The 16,189-nt window shown below is 63.7% G+C and carries 24 protein-coding genes; 9 read left to right on the top strand and 15 right to left on the bottom strand.

Translation table 11 applies throughout. The features are described 5' to 3' along the window. Positions 1-8 precede the first annotated feature (8 nt). Both ACFQX9_RS21350 and ACFQX9_RS21345 read right to left on the bottom strand, forming a co-directional pair. Positions 9-755: an ABC transporter ATP-binding protein gene (locus ACFQX9_RS21350; protein WP_007609233.1), complete on the bottom strand. Its 747-nt coding sequence runs from the start codon at positions 753-755 to the stop codon at positions 9-11. Next, a complete protein-coding gene (locus tag ACFQX9_RS21345) occupies positions 748-1,503 on the bottom strand; it encodes an ABC transporter ATP-binding protein (RefSeq protein ID WP_018459153.1) in 756 nt (251 codons plus the stop codon). Before ACFQX9_RS21345 ends, ACFQX9_RS21350 begins: the two co-directional genes overlap by 8 nt. 336 nt (positions 1,504-1,839) lie before the next feature. Between ACFQX9_RS21345 and ACFQX9_RS21340 the strand changes: the two genes are divergently transcribed. Then, complete coding sequence (locus ACFQX9_RS21340) at positions 1,840-2,523, top strand: PAS domain-containing protein (RefSeq protein WP_018459154.1); 684 nt, start codon at positions 1,840-1,842, stop codon at positions 2,521-2,523. A gap of 3 nt (positions 2,524-2,526) precedes the next feature. Here the strand turns inward: ACFQX9_RS21340 and ACFQX9_RS21335 are convergent, their stop codons facing one another. Further along, positions 2,527-2,901 (bottom strand): ArsC family reductase, encoded by a 375-nt coding sequence (locus ACFQX9_RS21335; protein WP_018459155.1) that lies wholly within the window; start codon positions 2,899-2,901, stop codon positions 2,527-2,529. Between the two features lie 107 nt (positions 2,902-3,008). Between ACFQX9_RS21335 and ACFQX9_RS21330 the strand changes: the two genes are divergently transcribed. The 3 genes from ACFQX9_RS21330 (at position 3,009) to ACFQX9_RS21320 (ending at position 5,012) form a co-directional block, all read left to right on the top strand. Further along, positions 3,009-3,380: a tRNA-binding protein gene (locus ACFQX9_RS21330; protein WP_018459156.1), complete on the top strand. Its 372-nt coding sequence runs from the start codon at positions 3,009-3,011 to the stop codon at positions 3,378-3,380. A 213-nt stretch (positions 3,381-3,593) separates the two neighbouring features. Beyond that, positions 3,594-4,226 (top strand): TetR/AcrR family transcriptional regulator, encoded by a 633-nt coding sequence (locus ACFQX9_RS21325; protein ID WP_018459157.1) that lies wholly within the window; start codon positions 3,594-3,596, stop codon positions 4,224-4,226. A 3-nt stretch (positions 4,227-4,229) separates the two neighbouring features. Then, positions 4,230-5,012 (top strand): sulfite exporter TauE/SafE family protein, encoded by a 783-nt coding sequence (locus ACFQX9_RS21320; protein ID WP_247403129.1) that lies wholly within the window; start codon positions 4,230-4,232, stop codon positions 5,010-5,012. 2 nt (positions 5,013-5,014) lie between these two features. Here ACFQX9_RS21320 and ACFQX9_RS21315 read toward each other — a convergent pair whose 3' ends face one another. The 9 genes from ACFQX9_RS21315 to ACFQX9_RS21275 all read right to left on the bottom strand — a co-directional run bounded on the left by ACFQX9_RS21315 (position 5,015) and on the right by ACFQX9_RS21275 (position 10,251). Further along, positions 5,015-5,719: a glutathione S-transferase family protein gene (locus tag ACFQX9_RS21315; protein ID WP_377791045.1), complete on the bottom strand. Its 705-nt coding sequence runs from the start codon at positions 5,717-5,719 to the stop codon at positions 5,015-5,017. Positions 5,720-5,812: 93 nt separating this feature from the next. After that, a complete protein-coding gene (locus tag ACFQX9_RS21310) occupies positions 5,813-5,956 on the bottom strand; it encodes a hypothetical protein (RefSeq protein WP_162847292.1) in 144 nt (47 codons plus the stop codon). Positions 5,957-6,070: 114 nt separating this feature from the next. Next, on the bottom strand, positions 6,071-6,736 hold the full coding sequence (locus ACFQX9_RS21305) for a DUF429 domain-containing protein (RefSeq protein WP_247368782.1): 666 nt from the start codon (positions 6,734-6,736) through the stop codon (positions 6,071-6,073). A 34-nt stretch (positions 6,737-6,770) separates the two neighbouring features. After that, positions 6,771-7,118: a carboxymuconolactone decarboxylase family protein gene (locus ACFQX9_RS21300; protein ID WP_247368785.1), complete on the bottom strand. Its 348-nt coding sequence runs from the start codon at positions 7,116-7,118 to the stop codon at positions 6,771-6,773. 3 nt (positions 7,119-7,121) lie between these two features. Then, positions 7,122-7,643 carry an RNA polymerase sigma factor gene (locus tag ACFQX9_RS21295; protein WP_085352883.1) on the bottom strand — a complete coding sequence of 174 codons (522 nt, stop codon included), beginning with the start codon at positions 7,641-7,643 and terminating at the stop codon, positions 7,122-7,124. Further along, positions 7,640-7,849, bottom strand: coding sequence for a DUF2892 domain-containing protein (locus tag ACFQX9_RS21290; protein ID WP_247368788.1), 210 nt, complete (start codon positions 7,847-7,849; stop codon positions 7,640-7,642). The genes ACFQX9_RS21295 and ACFQX9_RS21290 overlap by 4 nt, the downstream gene beginning before the upstream one ends. Before the next feature lie 98 nt (positions 7,850-7,947). After that, positions 7,948-9,132, bottom strand: coding sequence for a serine hydrolase domain-containing protein (locus ACFQX9_RS21285; RefSeq protein ID WP_377790366.1), 1,185 nt, complete (start codon positions 9,130-9,132; stop codon positions 7,948-7,950). Positions 9,133-9,206: 74 nt separating this feature from the next. Continuing rightward, positions 9,207-9,899 carry a GNAT family N-acetyltransferase gene (locus ACFQX9_RS21280; protein WP_085384875.1) on the bottom strand — a complete coding sequence of 231 codons (693 nt, stop codon included), beginning with the start codon at positions 9,897-9,899 and terminating at the stop codon, positions 9,207-9,209. 4 nt (positions 9,900-9,903) lie between these two features. Continuing rightward, positions 9,904-10,251, bottom strand: coding sequence for a Lin0512 family protein (locus ACFQX9_RS21275; protein WP_026233749.1), 348 nt, complete (start codon positions 10,249-10,251; stop codon positions 9,904-9,906). A 162-nt stretch (positions 10,252-10,413) separates the two neighbouring features. Here ACFQX9_RS21275 and ACFQX9_RS21270 point away from each other — a divergent pair, with 162 nt between their 5' ends. The 3 genes from ACFQX9_RS21270 to ACFQX9_RS21260 all read left to right on the top strand — a co-directional run bounded on the left by ACFQX9_RS21270 (position 10,414) and on the right by ACFQX9_RS21260 (position 12,158). Then, positions 10,414-10,767, top strand: coding sequence for an MmcQ/YjbR family DNA-binding protein (locus tag ACFQX9_RS21270; RefSeq protein WP_085352880.1), 354 nt, complete (start codon positions 10,414-10,416; stop codon positions 10,765-10,767). Positions 10,768-10,842: 75 nt separating this feature from the next. Further along, positions 10,843-11,715: a bifunctional helix-turn-helix transcriptional regulator/GNAT family N-acetyltransferase gene (locus tag ACFQX9_RS21265; protein ID WP_204510969.1), complete on the top strand. Its 873-nt coding sequence runs from the start codon at positions 10,843-10,845 to the stop codon at positions 11,713-11,715. A 56-nt stretch (positions 11,716-11,771) separates the two neighbouring features. Further along, on the top strand, positions 11,772-12,158 hold the full coding sequence (locus tag ACFQX9_RS21260; protein ID WP_247297491.1) for an ester cyclase: 387 nt from the start codon (positions 11,772-11,774) through the stop codon (positions 12,156-12,158). A gap of 22 nt (positions 12,159-12,180) precedes the next feature. Here the strand turns inward: ACFQX9_RS21260 and ACFQX9_RS21255 are convergent, their stop codons facing one another. Next, positions 12,181-13,401 (bottom strand): MFS transporter, encoded by a 1,221-nt coding sequence (locus ACFQX9_RS21255; RefSeq protein WP_204510967.1) that lies wholly within the window; start codon positions 13,399-13,401, stop codon positions 12,181-12,183. Between the two features lie 420 nt (positions 13,402-13,821). On the opposite strand from ACFQX9_RS21255, the gene ACFQX9_RS21250 reads away from it, so the two are divergent. Beyond that, the gene (locus tag ACFQX9_RS21250) at positions 13,822-14,283 is read left to right on the top strand and encodes a cupin domain-containing protein (RefSeq protein WP_018459171.1); all 462 of its coding nucleotides are present in this window, start codon (positions 13,822-13,824) and stop codon (positions 14,281-14,283) included. Between the two features lie 31 nt (positions 14,284-14,314). Here the strand turns inward: ACFQX9_RS21250 and ACFQX9_RS21245 are convergent, their stop codons facing one another. Further along, a complete protein-coding gene (locus tag ACFQX9_RS21245; protein ID WP_377790362.1) occupies positions 14,315-14,893 on the bottom strand; it encodes a DUF308 domain-containing protein in 579 nt (192 codons plus the stop codon). A gap of 105 nt (positions 14,894-14,998) precedes the next feature. After that, positions 14,999-15,583 carry a TetR/AcrR family transcriptional regulator gene (locus ACFQX9_RS21240; RefSeq protein ID WP_247297494.1) on the bottom strand — a complete coding sequence of 195 codons (585 nt, stop codon included), beginning with the start codon at positions 15,581-15,583 and terminating at the stop codon, positions 14,999-15,001. 75 nt (positions 15,584-15,658) lie between these two features. Here ACFQX9_RS21240 and ACFQX9_RS21235 point away from each other — a divergent pair, with 75 nt between their 5' ends. Continuing rightward, positions 15,659-16,156, top strand: coding sequence for a peptide deformylase (locus ACFQX9_RS21235; protein ID WP_377790359.1), 498 nt, complete (start codon positions 15,659-15,661; stop codon positions 16,154-16,156). The last annotated feature ends 33 nt before the right edge of the window (positions 16,157-16,189 follow it).

Raw genomic sequence — 16,189 nt, 5'->3', positions numbered from 1 at the left:
TGGCAGTTCTAGACACCGAGATAGGTGTGGAGCTTGTCCATGTTGGCGGCGAGCTCCGCATTGGAAAATCCGTCAATGATCTTGCCGTGCTCGACCACGTAATAGCGGTCAGCGACAGTGGATGCGAACCGGAAGTTCTGCTCGACCAGGAGGATCGTAAAACCCTCCTTCTTGAGCCGCGCAATGGTGTGGCCGATCTGCTGGATGATGACGGGCGCGAGACCCTCCGTCGGCTCGTCCAGCATCAGGAAGTTCGCGCCGGTGCGCAGGATGCGCGCGATCGCGAGCATCTGCTGCTCGCCGCCGGAGAGTTTGGTTCCCTGGCTGTTGAGCCGTTCCTTCAGGTTCGGAAACAGATCGAAGATCTGCTCGAGCGGCAATCCGCCGGGACGCACCACCGGTGGCAGCAGCAGGTTCTCGCGGACATCGAGGCTGGCGAAAATTCCCCGCTCTTCCGGGCAGAACGCGATTCCCATCCGCGCGATCTTGTCCGAGGTCGTGCGGATGATGTCCTGGTTATTGAACTTCACCGAGCCGGTGCGCTTGCCGATGATGCCCATGATCGACTTCAGCGTGGTGGTCTTGCCGGCGCCGTTGCGCCCGAGCAGGGTGACGACCTCGCCCGCGTTCACGTCGAAGTTGATCCCGTGCAGGATGTGGGACTCGCCGTACCAAGCTTCGAGGTTGCGGACCTGGAGGAGGTTGCCGCCGCTCGCGGCCTTTGCGGGAGCTTCCGCCGTTGCAGTCTCAGCCATGACCGGCTCCCAAATAGGCTTCCTTGACGCGTTCGTCCTTGGTGAGCTCGCTGTAATGGCCTTGCGCCAGCACCTGGCCGCGCGTCAACACGGTGATGATGTCGGAGAGATTGGCAACGACGCTCAGATTATGCTCGACCATCAGGATGGTGTATTTCGCGGAGATGCGCTTGATCAACGCCGCGATCTTGTCGATGTCCTCGTGGCCCATGCCGGCCATCGGCTCGTCCAGCAGCATCATCTCCGGGTCGAGCGCGAGCGTGGTTGCGATCTCCAGTGCGCGCTTGCGCCCGTAGGGCATCTCGACCGCGGGCGTATTGGAAAACTCGCTGAGGCCGACGTCGTTCAACAGCTCGCGCGCGCGATCGTTGAATTGGTTGAGGACGGACTTGGAGCGCCAGAAATCGAAGGAGCTGCCGTGCTGGCGCTGAAGCGCGACGCGCACGTTTTCCAGCGCGGTGAGATGGGGAAATACCGCCGAGATCTGGAACGAGCGAACCAGCCCCAGGCGAGCCACGTCGGCGGGCGCCATCGCGGTGATGTCCTGCCCCTTGTACAGGATTTTTCCGGCAGACGGTTTGAGGAACTTGGTCAAAAGATTGAAGCACGTCGTCTTGCCGGCGCCGTTCGGGCCGATCAACGCGTGAATGCTCCCACGGCGAACCTTGAGCGCAACGTCGCGGACGGCGAAGAAGCCCGCGAACTCCTTGGTCAAGCCTTCCGTTTCGAGAATGAACTCATCGGCCAAACAGTTTTCCCCCTGCCCGCACAACGCGCGTGGCTATCCTTGTTGCTTCGGCTTTCCGGAGGCCCTTGGAGCCACTCCCTGGAGCCCATCCGGAACGCCGCCTCCGGGCGCGGAATATGCCGGAGGTGACGGGGGTTAGGCAAGGCGGAAAGCTGAGCAGGTCAGGCCTCCGGCCGGGAGACTTATGCTCCCTTAGTCGGACATGTTTTGATGTCGCGCCTGCCCGGCTTCCCGGTTCGCAAAGCGCCGGTCATCAAGCCGTCGTTAACGGTCTTTCGTTCCATGCGCCAGCCTTCATAGAAAATTTTCCCGCAGCGAGGATCATGCGCGCGTTTCATGCGTCCGGAATTTCTATTCGCCGGGAATATTGTCTTGGATTTTGCAAGCGCGGCTCCTTCCGTGGTCAAGTCGATCAGGCAGCGTGATCTCCTGAACACGTGGCTGCGGCTCTATGCGCGCGAGCAGACGGCCCCGGCGATCTGGGAGTACCAGCCTGCGCGGCTCGAGGAAGAGCTCTCCGATCTGATCTATTATACGGTGGATGCGTCGATGCCGACACCGCGTCTGACCATCCAGAGCGAAGGCACGCGCATCTCGCGCGCCTATGGACACACCGGCAAGGGCGTTCTGCTCGACGACTATATCGGGCCGCGTCTCGCGCCCCTGGTGATGCCGGTCTATCATGAATGCGTGGCGCGTGGGCTGCCTGTCTACAGCGTTGCCGACGTCGATGACATCTACGGCCGTATCGTCGCCTATGAGCGCCTGCTGCTGCCGTTCCAGAGCGACGGCAAGGTCTGTCACATCATCGCGTCGCTCAAGACCTTCTGCGAGGACGGCGGCTTCGAGATCAAGAATCTGATGCGCGGAAATGACGCGCTGCCGCGCCCGAGATTGCGCGCGGTGATCGACCACGACCTGTTCCATCGCACCCCGGGCCGCATCGCGCCGGCCGAACTGGTCGAGTTCGCGGACCAGCAGGGCTCAGGTGTTCCCACCGAGATCATCGAGCTGAACTAGCGGTCAGCGCGATTTGGCGGCGGCTTCCTTGGTCGTGACTTCCTTGGCATAGATCTCCGGCTTGAAGCCGACCAGCAGCTTGCCGCCGACTTCAAGCACCGGCCGCTTGATCATCGATGGTTGCGCTAGCATCAACGCCAGCGCCTTTTTCTCGGAGAGGCCTTCCTTGTCGGCATCGGGCAGCTTCTTGAAAGTCGTGCCGGCGCGGTTGAGCAGCGTCTCCCAACCGACCTTCTCGCTCCACTGCTTGAGCTTGTCCTTCTCCACGCCCGCCGTCTTGTAGTCGTGAAACGCGTAGGCGACGCCATGGCTGTCGAGCCAGGCGCGCGCCTTCTTCATGGTGTCGCAGTTCTTGATGCCGTAGATGATGTTGGGCAAAGCGTTCCTCGCGCATGCGTCGTATCGTGATCCCAAGGCGTTGTACGCAACTCCGGTTCGCGCGACAATATTGCGAAAACGATGCCAGCTCTTCGAACGGACACTCCATGCACGTCACCCACGATCCAGCCGCGACCGCATCGCCGACCATCGACTTCGACACTTTTCTCGCGGTCGATATCCGCGTCGGCACCATCGTCGATGCAAAGCCGTTCCCCGAGGCGCGCAAGCCGGCCTGGCGGCTGTGGATCGACTTCGGTCCCGCGATCGGCGTGCGCAAGAGCTCGGCGCAGATCACCGAAAATCATCCGCTTGAAACGCTAGTGGGCCAACAGGTGGCTGCGGTCGTGAATTTCCCGCCGCGCCAGATCGGCCCCGTTGTCTCGGAGGTGCTGACCCTCGGTTTCCCCGATGCCGACGGCAAGGTCGTGCTGGTGCAGCCGAGCAAGCCCGTGCCGAACGGCGGACGGCTGTTCTAGCACCGCGCGCTCAAGGGGCGGTTCCTGGCCGCCGGGGGCGCCCTTTAAGGTTCACCTCCTCGTTCCCGGCCCCCGGTTCCTCGGGCTTGACCACGATACTCTTTGAGCTAAAAATGACTGACTGATCGTTTTTTATCTTATCCAGTGCTACGGAACCGCTTGTCCTGCAGAACGACTAAACGATTGATCTGTCAGTTTTTTGTGGATGGCCGAATGCCGAAAATCAGCGACAAGCAACGTGAAGGCCGGCGGCAGCAGATTCTCGAAGCCGCCCTTGCCTGCTTCGCCGAGGACGGTTTTCACCAGACCGGGATGGCCGACATCGTCAAACGGTCGGGGCTGAGCCACGGTGCGGTCTATCTCTACTTCCAGAGCAAGGACGATCTGATCGAGGCACTCGCCGACGACCGGCATCGGCGCGAGGCCGTGCTCAATTCGGTCGCGCAAGGATCCGGCGATCCGATCGAAGGACTTCACGCGCTGGTCGGCGTCTACGCGCAATGGCTCACCGACTCCGCCGGCGAAGCGCGCCGCCGTGTCGGCATCCATGGCTGGGCCGAAGCCCTACGCAACCGCCGCGTCCGCACCAGCGTCGTGGAAGGCATCGACATACCCCGCGCCCTGATCGTCGCCCTGGTCGAGCGGGGCCAGCATGGCGGCCTCATCAAACGCGATCTCGGTGCGGAAGCGATCGCGCGCGTGCTGATCGCGATCTTCCAGGGTTTTGTGCTGCAAAAATGCTGGGGCCAGGATTTTGACATCGAGGCCTGCATGGCGGCCGTGACCAGCGTGATCGATGGATTTCGCACCACAAAGGCCGACGTCAAGCGACGGACCAGGAGCTGAGCGATGTCGTGGGTCCATGATCTGCTCGCAGGCATTGGGGTCGGCCTCATCGGCGGGCTGACATCGGGCTTCATGGGCACGAGTCCCGGAGGCGGCCTCGTGATTTTCAGCGTACTGCTACTGGGCGCCGAGCAACACGTCGCCCAGGGGACATCGCTGATCACGCAGGTTCCACCGACGGGACTCGCGGGCGTTCGCCGCTACTGGCAGAGCGGCAATCGCAGCCCGTTGCTGTGGATCGTCTGGATCGGCATCGGGTTTCTCTTCGGCGGTGCCGGCGGCGGCTACGCTGCGGCCGCAGTCTCCGACTCGGTGTTGCAATGGACCTACGTCGTCTATCTCGTCGCGCTGATCGCTCTCCTGATCCTGCGCAGCGACCGCGAGGAGAAAAGCAATGAGACCTGCGACCGAGACAAGCTGCCTTGGCTGCCGCTGCTCCTCATCGGAATGCTTGCCGGATTTTCCTCCGGCTTCATGGGCATCGGCGGTGGGCTCGCGATCACCGTCGGGCTCGCGGCGGGCCTGCGGGTGCCGCAGCATCAGGCCCAGCTCGTCAGCCTCGTCTTCTCGGTCATCCCGACCAATATTCCGGCGGCCTGGATCTACTGGAGCAAGGGCCTCATGGTCGGCTGGCCTGCCATCATCGGCATCCTTGCCGGCCTCTGGGTCGGCACCGATCTCGGCGCACGCGCGGCTAATGGCGTCAGCAAATCGGTGCTGCGCCGGGTCTTGATCGCCCTCATCTTGCTGATGGCGCTCTACATGACCCAAAAGGCGCTAACCTGATCTCACGGCCGCTTCGGAATGTTCAGCCCGCGCTCGACCGCCGGACGCGCCAGCCCGCGGTCGAGCCAGGCGGCGACGGATTTGAACTGGCTGAACTCGACGAGATCGCGGGCGCCGTAGAACCCGATGAGGTTGCGCACCCAGCCGAGCATGGAGATGTCCGCGATGGTGTAATCGTCGTCCATGAACCATTGCCGGCCGGCAAGATGCATCTCCATCACCCCGAGCAGCCGCTTGGCTTCGCCCACGTAGCGCTCGAGCGGCCGCTTGTCCTCGAAGTCCTTGCCGGCGAATTTGTGGAAAAAGCCGACCTGGCCGAACATCGGCCCGATGCCGCCCATCTGGAAATGCAGCCACTGGATGGTCTGATAACGGCGCGCGGCGTCCTGCGGCAGCAGCTTGCCGGTCTTCTCCGCGAGGTATTGCAGGATCGCCCCGGACTCGAACAGCGGCAGCGGCCTGCCGCCGGGACCATCGGGATCGAGGATCGCCGGGATCTTGCCGTTCGGATTGAGCGAGAGGAATTCCGGCGTCTTCTGGTCATCCTTGCCGAAATCGACGAGATGGACTTCGTAGGGAAGCCCGATCTCTTCCAGGATGATCGAGACCTTGACGCCGTTCGGCGTCGGTAGCGAATAAAGCTGGAGCAGCTCCGGGTGCTTGGCCGGCCAGCGCTTGGTGATGGGAAAGGCGGACAGATCGGACATCAGGACCCCGGCTTCGTTCATGAGATGCCGCCTAGTCTAGGCGAGCGGACGAACGACGCAAGGTCGAGTAGTCAGGTCATTTTCCCGTACAGGTCACAATGGCCGCAGCAAATGGTTGGTGGCGTGCATCACATCGCGCTGTGCGCGTTGCTCGATGAAGAGCTGGCCGGTGACGAGCAGTGCTCCGGTGAAGACGAGCGCAAGCATCGCGGTCGCGAACTGACTGACATCCCTCATCGGACGAGCTTCTCCGTGTTCGGTTCGCACGAGGAACGCGGGCCAGCCGTCGTCTGTTCCTGCAAGCTTCAAATAAATTGCAGCTTTTTCCCGGCTCCTCGCACCCCGACGGCCTCAATAATTGATCTCCATCCGCAAGCCCCGCGGATCGGTCTCCTCCCCGCCGAACCGCTGCGTGCTGTCGCGTGCCGCGATCGCGCAGGCACAGGCGTCGATCAGATCGTCACCGCCGATGCCGGTGCCATGTCGTTGAGTCAGCCATGTCGGCAAGCGCCCGAAGCCGCGCTGCTGCAGGAGTGCGATGCGCTGCCCGCGGCCCTCCGCCGATGTCTTCTTTGCAAGCCGGACCCGCCCAGCCAAATTCCAAAAAATCAATTCCGGATGCGCTTCGCCGATGGTCGCCTGCCGCGCCGGCGTCATGATCGCGTCGACGTCCCTGATCTTGTCCCTGATGTTCCAGAGCTGCGCCGATACGCCCCTGCCCTTGCCCTCGCGCTCCCAGTAGTGGCGATTGGCTGCCGCCATATCGGCGAACGTCCAGAGATCGCGGCGGGCGCCGAGAAACACGGCGGGACCGACCAGCTCGCGTGCGCGCAAATCGCAGATGCGATAACCACTCCATTTCAATCCGATCGGCATGTCGATCATCGCCCCGGCATGCGGCAGCGCGAGCAGCCGCGCAAGACCCGGCGAATAATCAAAGCCGTGATCGCCGCGCTGGTCGATCCAGGCGACGACCCAGCCGAAGCGAAATCCGTCGAGGCCGAGATAGTTTGGCAAGTTCCTGATCTCTGCGGGACATCCGCCCGCTCCTCTATCCCAGTTCCTCGCCCCGATGTCGCTCGAACAGGCGCTGCGCCAACAACGCATGGCCGAGCGTGCCGCCGGCGCGAACCGCGGCCGCAATCAACGCGGCTTCCGCGACTTCTTCTCGCGTTGCACCGGCCTTCGCCGCCTGCGCAGTGTGCACGTCGAGGCAATAGGCGCATTGCGTGGTGAGCGCGACCGCGAGCGAGATCAGCTCGCGATATTTTGGCGGAATCAATCCGTCCTTGCGCTCGACCGCGTGGTTGAACGCAAGGAACGCGTTGGCCTCGACCGGCGCGAGCGCCACGAAGGCCGGGATAGATTTCAGGTCGTCACGTCTTTGATAATCGGTCATGGCTCATCTCGTCAGATATTCGCGCATCAGGGCGCGGGCGCGATGCAGACGTGCCTTCACGGTCTGCCGGGTCGCGCCGAGCGCGACGGCGATCTCATCGATGGTCATTTCCTTGACGTCGCGCATCAGCGCGACGTCGCGGTAGTGCGGCGGCAGCGCCTCGAAGGCCGCCGCGATGTCGATCCGCAAATCGGCCTCAGGACGCGACAGCAGCAGCGCCTCCGCCTCTCCGTCGTCGATCGCCGGCGCGAGGCCTGCCTTGCGGGCAAGCCGCAGGCATTCGCGGCGGACCACACTGAACAGCCAGGCCGAAAACGCCAGCCACGAGCGGATCGTGCCGACATGGCGAAACAGGATCCACAGCGCCTCCTGCGTCGCATCCTCGGCGTCCGCCGAGCTGCGACAGGTGGCGCGGGCGTAGCGGCGGATGTTCGGTTGCGCCGTCTCGAGCAGAGACGCGATCGCCTGGGGATCGCCGAGGCGCGCGGCCTCGAACAGGTCCGGCGAGATCCCAGCCGCGCTCACGACGCGCCTCCTCTTCCGATGCCGGCCATCGCGCACATCGGACAATAGCCGACGAGGCCGGTCAGCGCGAAGCCGGCACCGCCAAGTGCAACCAGCCACGCCGCAGCGCCGGTGAGATACACGACCGCCGCGACCGCCACCGCGACGCCAAAGGCGATCCGCACGGCCTGATGCAGGCCGCCGATGTTCTTTCTGTAAAATGCCATCACATTCTCCGAGATGAGCCGAAGCAAAATGCCTCGACCGTCAAGAGAGGGCGCGACGACCGGAAAGGATTCGCGGCAACCTGCAATTTTTTTCGCGATCAGCCTCCGACGGCCTGATAGGCCAGACGCTTGAACTCGAAGAAGAACGGATTCCAGAAGCCCATGTAGCGCTGCGTCATCAGCACACCGGCGGTATTGGCCTGCGGGCAGATCCACCAATGGGTGCCGGCGAGGCCGCCCCACTGGAATTCGCCGGTCGAATTCGGGGGATCGAACGGCATCGGCGCGAAGGTGACCGCGCCGCCGAGGCCAAAGCCCTTGCCGGGGATCGGGCCGAGATTGGCGAAGCGAATGTTCTCGCCGGCGGGCAGCTGGTTCGTCGTCATCTGCCGCAGCGTCTCCGGCTTCAGCAGAGCATCCGAGCCGGGAAGCAGCGCCTGTATCAAAGCGAGCATGTCGGGCAAGGTCGAGACCAGTCCGCCGCCGCCCGACAGCCGCGGGAACTGCCGCCGATAGGCCTGCGGATAAGGCAGGTCGTCGGCCCGGGTGAGGCCGGGCTTCATGGGATCGAGGACATCCGTGCCGTTGTAGAGCGCGACCAGCCTGCCCTGCTGCGCGTCCGGCACGTGGAAGCCGGTGTCGGTCATGCCGAGCGGCTCGAAAATGCGCGCCTTGAGCACGGCGTCGAGCGGCTTGCCGGAGACGACCTCCACGACGCGCCCGAGGACGTCGGTCGCAACCGAATATTCCCAGGACGCGCCGGGATGAAAGGACAGCGGCAGATCGGCGAGCCGGTCGATCATGTCAGTCAGCGGCGTCAACGGATTGAGAACGCGTGCCTCGTTATAGCTTTTGAACAGCACCGTGCCGGGATCGAAGATGCCGTAGCTGAGGCCGGAGGTATGGGTCAGAAGCTGCCGGATCGTGATCGGGCTCTTCGCCGGTTCGACGTCGGCAAGGCTCAAAGCGCCCGGCTTCAGAACCTTGCGATTGCCGAGTTGCGGCAGGAATTTCTCGACAACGTCATCGAGCCCGATGCGGCCTTCCTCGGCCAACAGCATGATCGCGCAGGTGACGAAGATCTTGGTATTGGAGAAGGCGCGAAAAATGTGATCGGGCCGCAGCGCGGTGCTGGTCTCGCGATCGGCGAAACCGACGCACTGCTGATCGACGACCTCGCGGCCCCGCAGCACCGCCCAGGATGCACCCGGAATGATCTCCTGATCGACGTAACTCTGCATTGCTGTCCGCATGGCGGAAAAATCAGGTGTTCTGGCGTCCATGTGTTTCCCCAATGATGGTTGGGATCGATATAGCGTGAATTCGCCAGATATGAAGCCTGACCGGACGGCGCGGCTCATCTCTGCTTCATGAACGCAGTCACGTGCAGGCGGCGCCGAGTCCGCATCCCCTGCCGCTGGTACAGCGCGATGGCCGACGAGTTGCTCGAGAACACGTGCAGGAACGGAATTTCGCTGCGCGCCTCGATCTGCCGCGCGACCGCCGCCAGCAGCGCCTGCGCGTAGCCCCGCCCCCGATGATCAGGGTGGACGCAGACGGCCGTCATCTCGACGAAATTGCCCGGCTTCATGCGCTCGCCGGCCATCGCGACCAATTCGCCGCCGGCGCGGATGCCAAGAAACGTCCCGAGTTCGTGCGTGCGCCGCGCGAATGGACCGGGCTTCGTCAACTCCGTCAATGCCATCATGGCGGGAACGTCGGCTGCACCCAGCCGGACGATCTCGGCATCGCGAAGCGGGCTATCGGCCGGGGAGCCGATCATCTGCTCGCAGGGTCCGGCCAGCACGACCTTGAAACCGGCGGGAACGTCGACGGCCTCGGGTGTGAACAGCGCGGCGACCTGCGAGCCCGACAGGAGATTGCCGAGCTCGGCAAAGCTCGTCTCGGACATGTCGACCATGTCGGCAAAAGGCGTCACGTCCACCGGATAGCGCAGCGCTCCCGGGCCACCCTCGGCCAGATGTTTGTGGCTGGTCGTCAGCGCGCTCCAGATCGGGCGATCCAGTAGGGTCACGTCACCGTCGGACACCGGCCTAGTCCTTATCGAAGCTGACGATGACGGCGGCATTGGCGATGAGGATGGGGTCGTTGCCCTGCTCCGCAGCCGAGGGAATCTCCAGCCCGCCCTTCACCGCGTTGACGGTGACGGTGCCGTAAGGCAGTTCCTTCGCGACCGCGTCCTTGTCGACGGCTTCGGGATTCGGCACCGCGATCGTGACGTCGACGAACATGTCGTTCGCAGTCTTGTCGATCATCCGGAAGAAGCCGAGGCTCGAATGCCTGATGGCATCAGAAACGGCACGCTTCGCCGCCTTGGTGGCGTCCCTGCCGTGCACGTCGACGCCCATCCCCATCTCGGTGATACAGCGAATGCGAGCCATGACCTTATTCCTGTGACTGATTGAGTGATGTGGAGTGTGGGGGATCGGACGGCACGATACAAGTGGGGTCGTTCCTCTCGTATCGCGGACGCGGTGCGGCACGCAGAGGCGCTCCATCGTTGCGGCGTTGCAAGCCGCGTACGCTGTGCTATCGCTTAGGCGATGACTCCCAAAACTTTCGAAACCCGCTGCCTGCGCCTGCCCGCCGTCACCAAGGTGGTGCAGTGGGAGGGTACCTCCGTGTTCAAGGTCGGCGGCAAGATGTTCGCACTCGGCGGCGGCTTTGCCGCGCGCTCCGGCGGCTACATGTTCAAGGTCTCGAACATGGCCTATGCCATGCTGATCGAGCACGGCCTTGCGCGGCCGGCGCCCTATCTGGCGCGCGCCAAATGGGTGCAACTCGTCGGCAACAACGCGCTGCCGGACGCCGAGCTCACGGCCTATCTGGCGCAGGCGCACGCGCTGATCGCGGCGAAACTCACGCGGAAATCCCGCAAGGTCCTGGGCCTGGATTGAAGCGCAGTTCGCTGGTGAAGCGAAAACGTGCACTGATTGACTTCGATGATATGTCTGACTAAAGTCAGATATATCATGCTCGACCCTGTTTCCCGCGTCCGCCGCTTCAATCGTGCCGTCACGTCCGCTGTCGGCGCGCTCGACACGTCATTCCTGGGACGCGGGCGGCCACTGGGGGCGGCGCGCGTGCTCAACGCGATCGGGCATGGACGTTCGGACGTGGCCGAGATTCGCGACTATCTCGGCCTCGATTCCGGCCTGATGAGCCGCCTCCTCCGCTGCCTCGAGGACGAAGGGCTGGTCGAGACCAATGCGCATGAGGACGATGCGCGCCGTCGCGTCGCGACGTTGACGCGTGCGGGCCGGCGCGAGTTCGCGGCCTACGAGGCGCTGTCGAATACGCAGGCCGAGGGCTTCCTCGCCCAACATGCGCAACGCGAGGCGCTGCTGGCGGCGATGGATTTGGTTGCTTCCGCGCTGACGCGCGAGCGCGTCACGCTGGACGAGATGGACCCGCGGAGCGAACAGGCGCGCTATTGCCTCGGCGAATATTATGGCGAGCTCGGCCGCCGCTTCAAGCAGGGGTTCGACGTCTCGCTGTCGCGCGATCCCGACGCCAAGGATATGCGCCGCCCGCGCGGCACGTTCATCGTCGCGATGTCGGACACGCTACCGGTCGGCTGCGTCGGGCTCAAGGGCACCGATCACGGCTATGCCGAGATCAAGCGGCTGTGGGTCGCACCGGCGGCGCGCGGATTGCGGCTCGGCCGGCGCCTGATGGACATGACCGAGAACGCCGCGCGCGGGCTCGGCATCAAGCTATTGCGGCTCGACACCAACAGCGCCTTGGCGGAAGCCGGCCAGCTCTACCGACGAAGCGGCTGGAGCGAGATCCCCCGCTTCAATGACGATCCCTACCCGGACCTGTTCTTCGAAAAACGTCTGTGAGCGCCTGCGCCTTTTCTCTCGTTGCCGCGTTAGGGCCGGAGCCGCAGGAGCACGCCATGACCAGGTCCGACCTCGCCGACATCTACCGCGACTACATCGCCTGCCTGAACCGGCAGGATTGGCCCGCCCTCGGACAGTTCGTCCACGATGATGTCGCCCACAATGCGCGACCGTTCGGACTGTCCGGCTATCGTGCCATGCTGGAGCAGGATTTTCGCACAATTCCGGATCTGCATTTCAACATCGAGCTGCTGGTCTGCGATCCGCCCCATATCGCCGCCCGGCTGAAGTTCGATTGCACACCGGCTGGAACGTTTCTGGGGCTGGATGTGAACGGCAGGCGCATGTCCTTCTGTGAAAACGTGTTCTATCAATTTCACGACGGAAAAATACGGCACGTGTGGTCCATCATCGACAAGCCCGCGATCGAGGCGCAGCTCTAGCGCTGTGCCTCGATGAACTTGCTTACGCTGCCGCCGGCGCCAAATCCGCGCGCGGCTTCGGGAACGGCTTGAAATTCATCGCCATCAGGAAGGCGCCGAGGCCCATCGCCCAGGAGGCGATATAGAGCCAAGCGTAGCTCGAGAACGCATCGTAGATCAGGCCGCCGGCGAGCGGGCCCGTGGCCATGCCGAGACTGCCGGCCATGGCGGTGCCGCCGATCACCGTGCCCATCATCTTGAGCGGGAAATTTTCGCGGATCAGCACCGCGTAGAGCGGCATGGTGCCGGCATAAATGAAGCCGAAGACGGCCCCGACGGCGTAGAACGTCGCAAGCTGGTGCGCGAAGACATAGGCGAGTGCGCCGAACGCCTGCAACAGCAGGCCCGAGACGAGCACGCGCTTGGCGCCGAAGCGGTCACCCATCAGGCCGAAGGCAATGCGTCCGCCAAGGCCGGCAAAGCCTTCGATGCTGTAGATCGTCACCGCCGCGACCAGCGGGATGCCGCAGCTCACGGCATAGGAGACGGTGTGGATGATCGGGCCGGAATGGGTGGCGCAGCAGAAGAAATTGGTCGCGAGCAGGATCAGGAATTGCGGCGAGCGCAGCGCCTCTCCCATCGACATCTCACCTTGCACGGCGCCCTCGCCCGCAGGCGCGGCCACGGCGTGCGCGAGCGCCGGCGGGCGGCGCACCAGGAACGAGACCGGGATCATGATGGCGCCGACCACCAGCGCCACGATCTGCATCGAGGTGCGCCAGTCATGGCCGGAGACGAGCCAGGCCGCGAGCGGCGCCATCGTCATCGGCGCCATGCCCATGCCGGCCGACACCAGCGAGACCGCGAGGCTGCGATGGGTGTCGAACCAGCCGGTCACGGTCGCCATCATCGGCGCGAAGATCGCCGCACAGGACGCTCCGACCAGAAGCCCGAAGACGAACTGAAACGCCAGCAGCGAGGTGGCGTGACTCGCCGCGAACAGGCTCACGGTCAGCACCGTCGATCCCGTCAGCACCACCAGCCGCGGCCCGAACCGGTCCGTCAACGTGCCCCAGACCATGCTGGTGCAGGCCATTGCCAGAAAGCCGATCGTCATGGCGCTGGAGATGCCGGTCACGGACCAGCCGGTGTCCTTTGCGATCGGCTGCAGGAATACCGGCAGCGAAAACATGCCGCCGATGGCGACGCAGCCGAGCAAGCCGCCCGCGGCGACGATCACCCAGCGATAGGAGGAAGCGTTCATTTTGGTCTCCCGTCAGATCTGTCTGGGTGGAAGACGAATGGGAACATGGTGGGCCGACAGGCCGACGCAAGTTTTTGCGGCACGCTTTTGTGACCTGCCAAACAAAAAACGCGAAAACAACCCCATGCACAGTAGCGGGGCGCTGTCGGATCAAGGACTTACAGCGCAGCTCTTTGCAGTGCGAAGGAAGACCCGCCGTTTGACTCGTCGGGCAAAACACCTGCATGATGGCATCATCCCGCCGCTATTGAATTCGTCCCGTCGCAAACGCGATCGTCCGCCTCCTCGCGCGCCATCCGGCCTTGCCGTGCGGAACTGGCCGTGCGGATGCGGCGAAATCCGTGACCGGGTTCGACGACGCGCCTGGCGCTCCGCGATGTGCCAGGCCACGCAACGCTAGAGAACTGCAGGGAAATGCTTATGCCGAAAATCGACATCGCTGCCGTACCCGCCCGCAAGGGCGCCGGCTACCCCGCGCCCTTCGATGCACCTTGCGCCGATCGGGTCCGGCAGCGGCTCGGCAATGCCGGAGGCTTGTCCGATTTCGGCGTCAACCTGATGCGCTTGCCGCCCGGCAACTGGTCGAGCCAGCGGCATTGGCACTCGCATGAGGACGAATTCGTCTATGTCCTCGAAGGCGAAGTGACGCTGATCGAGGACAAATGCGAGATCGTGCTCCGCGCCGGTGACTGCGCCGCCTTCGCGAAAAACAGCGGCAACGGCCATCACTTGATCAACCGTTCGAGCGCCATCGCCCTCTATCTCGAAGTCGGCTCTCGCTCGCCCGACGATCTCACGATTTGCTCCGACATCGACATGATGAGCGCCAACTCCGACGGCCGATTCGTGCACAAGGACGGCACGCCCTATCCGGACGGGTGAGCGTCCGCGACAAGGCTTGAATGGCAAGGCTTCAAACAGCCGCGCTACGCCGCCACTCGCCGACCGTGAGCCAGACCGCCGAGACCAGGAAGTAGAGCGCACCGACTGCAGCATAGCCCGCGACATTCGCGATCGAGGGAATCGCGGGCATCGTGGCCTGAAAGATGAAGAAGCCGCCTGCGAGAGCCGACTGGCCCCCGCTGAGCACCATGGCCCATTGCGCGCCAAAACTCCGCCAGCGCTGGATGGCCGTTCCGAGTTGGAGCAATCCCGACAGGATCGCCCATGCCCCGAAGATTCCGAGCACCCGGTTCATGCTCATCTGCAAGGTCACAAGCACCGCGACGGTGGTCGCCAGGCTGACCACAACGTTCAGAGCCTGCGGGCGGCTTTGAGCGAGTCCGCCGCTGCGAACCGCGTCCGCGAAGTTGGCAGCGGCGTCCCATGCGGGATAGAGGACGAGCAAGGCGCCGGCGATCACTGGAGAAGAAGCCCCGGCGGCAACCGCAGCAGCGACCCAGGCAACCGAGAACGCCGCTCGCACGAAGTAATATTGCTTCAGCCATCGCTCGCGGTCGCAATGAACCGGATTCAATTGATATCGCGCCATCGCAGTCTCTCCTATACCTACTAGTTGGTAGTTTTCTTACACACAACGAAACCGTCTTCGATCCAGCCCACTTGCTGGCTATCGTCATCGTCTCGCCGATGTCTCTCAGTGCTTGTTGGACAGCCGGTCCAGCAGCGGGGTGGTAATCACACCGAACATCTTTGGATCGCCATAGGCACGCGCCGACAGCATGGCGCCGTGAATGGTCGCCATGAATCCTTCGGCCTCGACGCGGGCTGTGCCGGAGAGTTTGAGTTGCCCTTTCCGCTTGCCACGCTCCATGACGGCCGTCAGCCAGGAAGCCAAGGAGCGGAAGTGCGCACGGACTTCGAGCGCAACCTCCTCCGGCAGGATCGGAAGCTCGCTGGCCAGCAGCGCGCACACGCAGAACGGCGCTGTCGCATCATTGATGCACGCCTTCCAGTACGCGACATAGTTTTCGAGCTGGTCGCGCGGATCAGGGACATTGCGCTCGAGCGCGGACAGTCCCGCCTCGGCTTCGGCGCGGTAGCGCGACACGAGCGTGCGGACCAGATCGACCTTGCTGGCGAAATGATGGTGGATGCTCGGCTTGCGGATACCGACCACCTCGGCCACGTCGGCGTAGCTGAAACCATTGTAGCCGCCCGCGATGATCAAGCTGCGCGCGCAGGCCAGGATGTCGTCGGCTGTCGAGGAAACGTTGGTCATGGTCCCTAGCTACCTTCCAGTTGGTAGGGCGTCAAGAACGGGATCTTCAACCATCCGTGAGTGCTAGGAGCTTGCATGACCATTCGCCCGATCGTCCGCTATCCCGACCGCCGGCTCGCGATGCCGGCTCACCCCGTCACCGCGTTCGACGATGCGCTCCGCGAGCTTGCAAATGATCTGCTCGAGACCATGCGCGCCGCGCCCGGCATCGGCATCACGGCGCCGCATGTCGGCGTGCCCTTGCGCGTCGTCGTGCTCGAGCTCGACGCCAGGGACGGTGCACAGACCTATGTCAATCCGGAGATCGAATGGGCCTCACCCGAGATGATCCTGCATCACGAAGGCAGCGTCTCGATGCCCGGCGTCAACGACGAGGTCCAGCGCCACGCCCGCGTGCGGATCAGCTATCGGGATCTCGACGGCAGCATGCACAAAGAGGAGTCGGAAGCCTTGCGTGCTGTCTGCCACCAGCACGAGATCGACCAGCTCGACGGCATGTTCTGGATCCAGCGCCTGTCGCGGCTGAAGCGGGAGCGGCTGGTGAAGAGGTTCGAGAAGATGTCGCGCGAGTGAGCGGGCCGGCAAATATCCGGCTTGTGTGAAATC

The sequence above is a fragment of the Bradyrhizobium sp. GCM10028915 genome (assembly GCF_042666195.1).
Taxonomy (GTDB): domain Bacteria; phylum Pseudomonadota; class Alphaproteobacteria; order Rhizobiales; family Xanthobacteraceae; genus Bradyrhizobium; species Bradyrhizobium canariense_D.
This window is presented reverse-complemented; position numbering and strand designations above follow the sequence as displayed.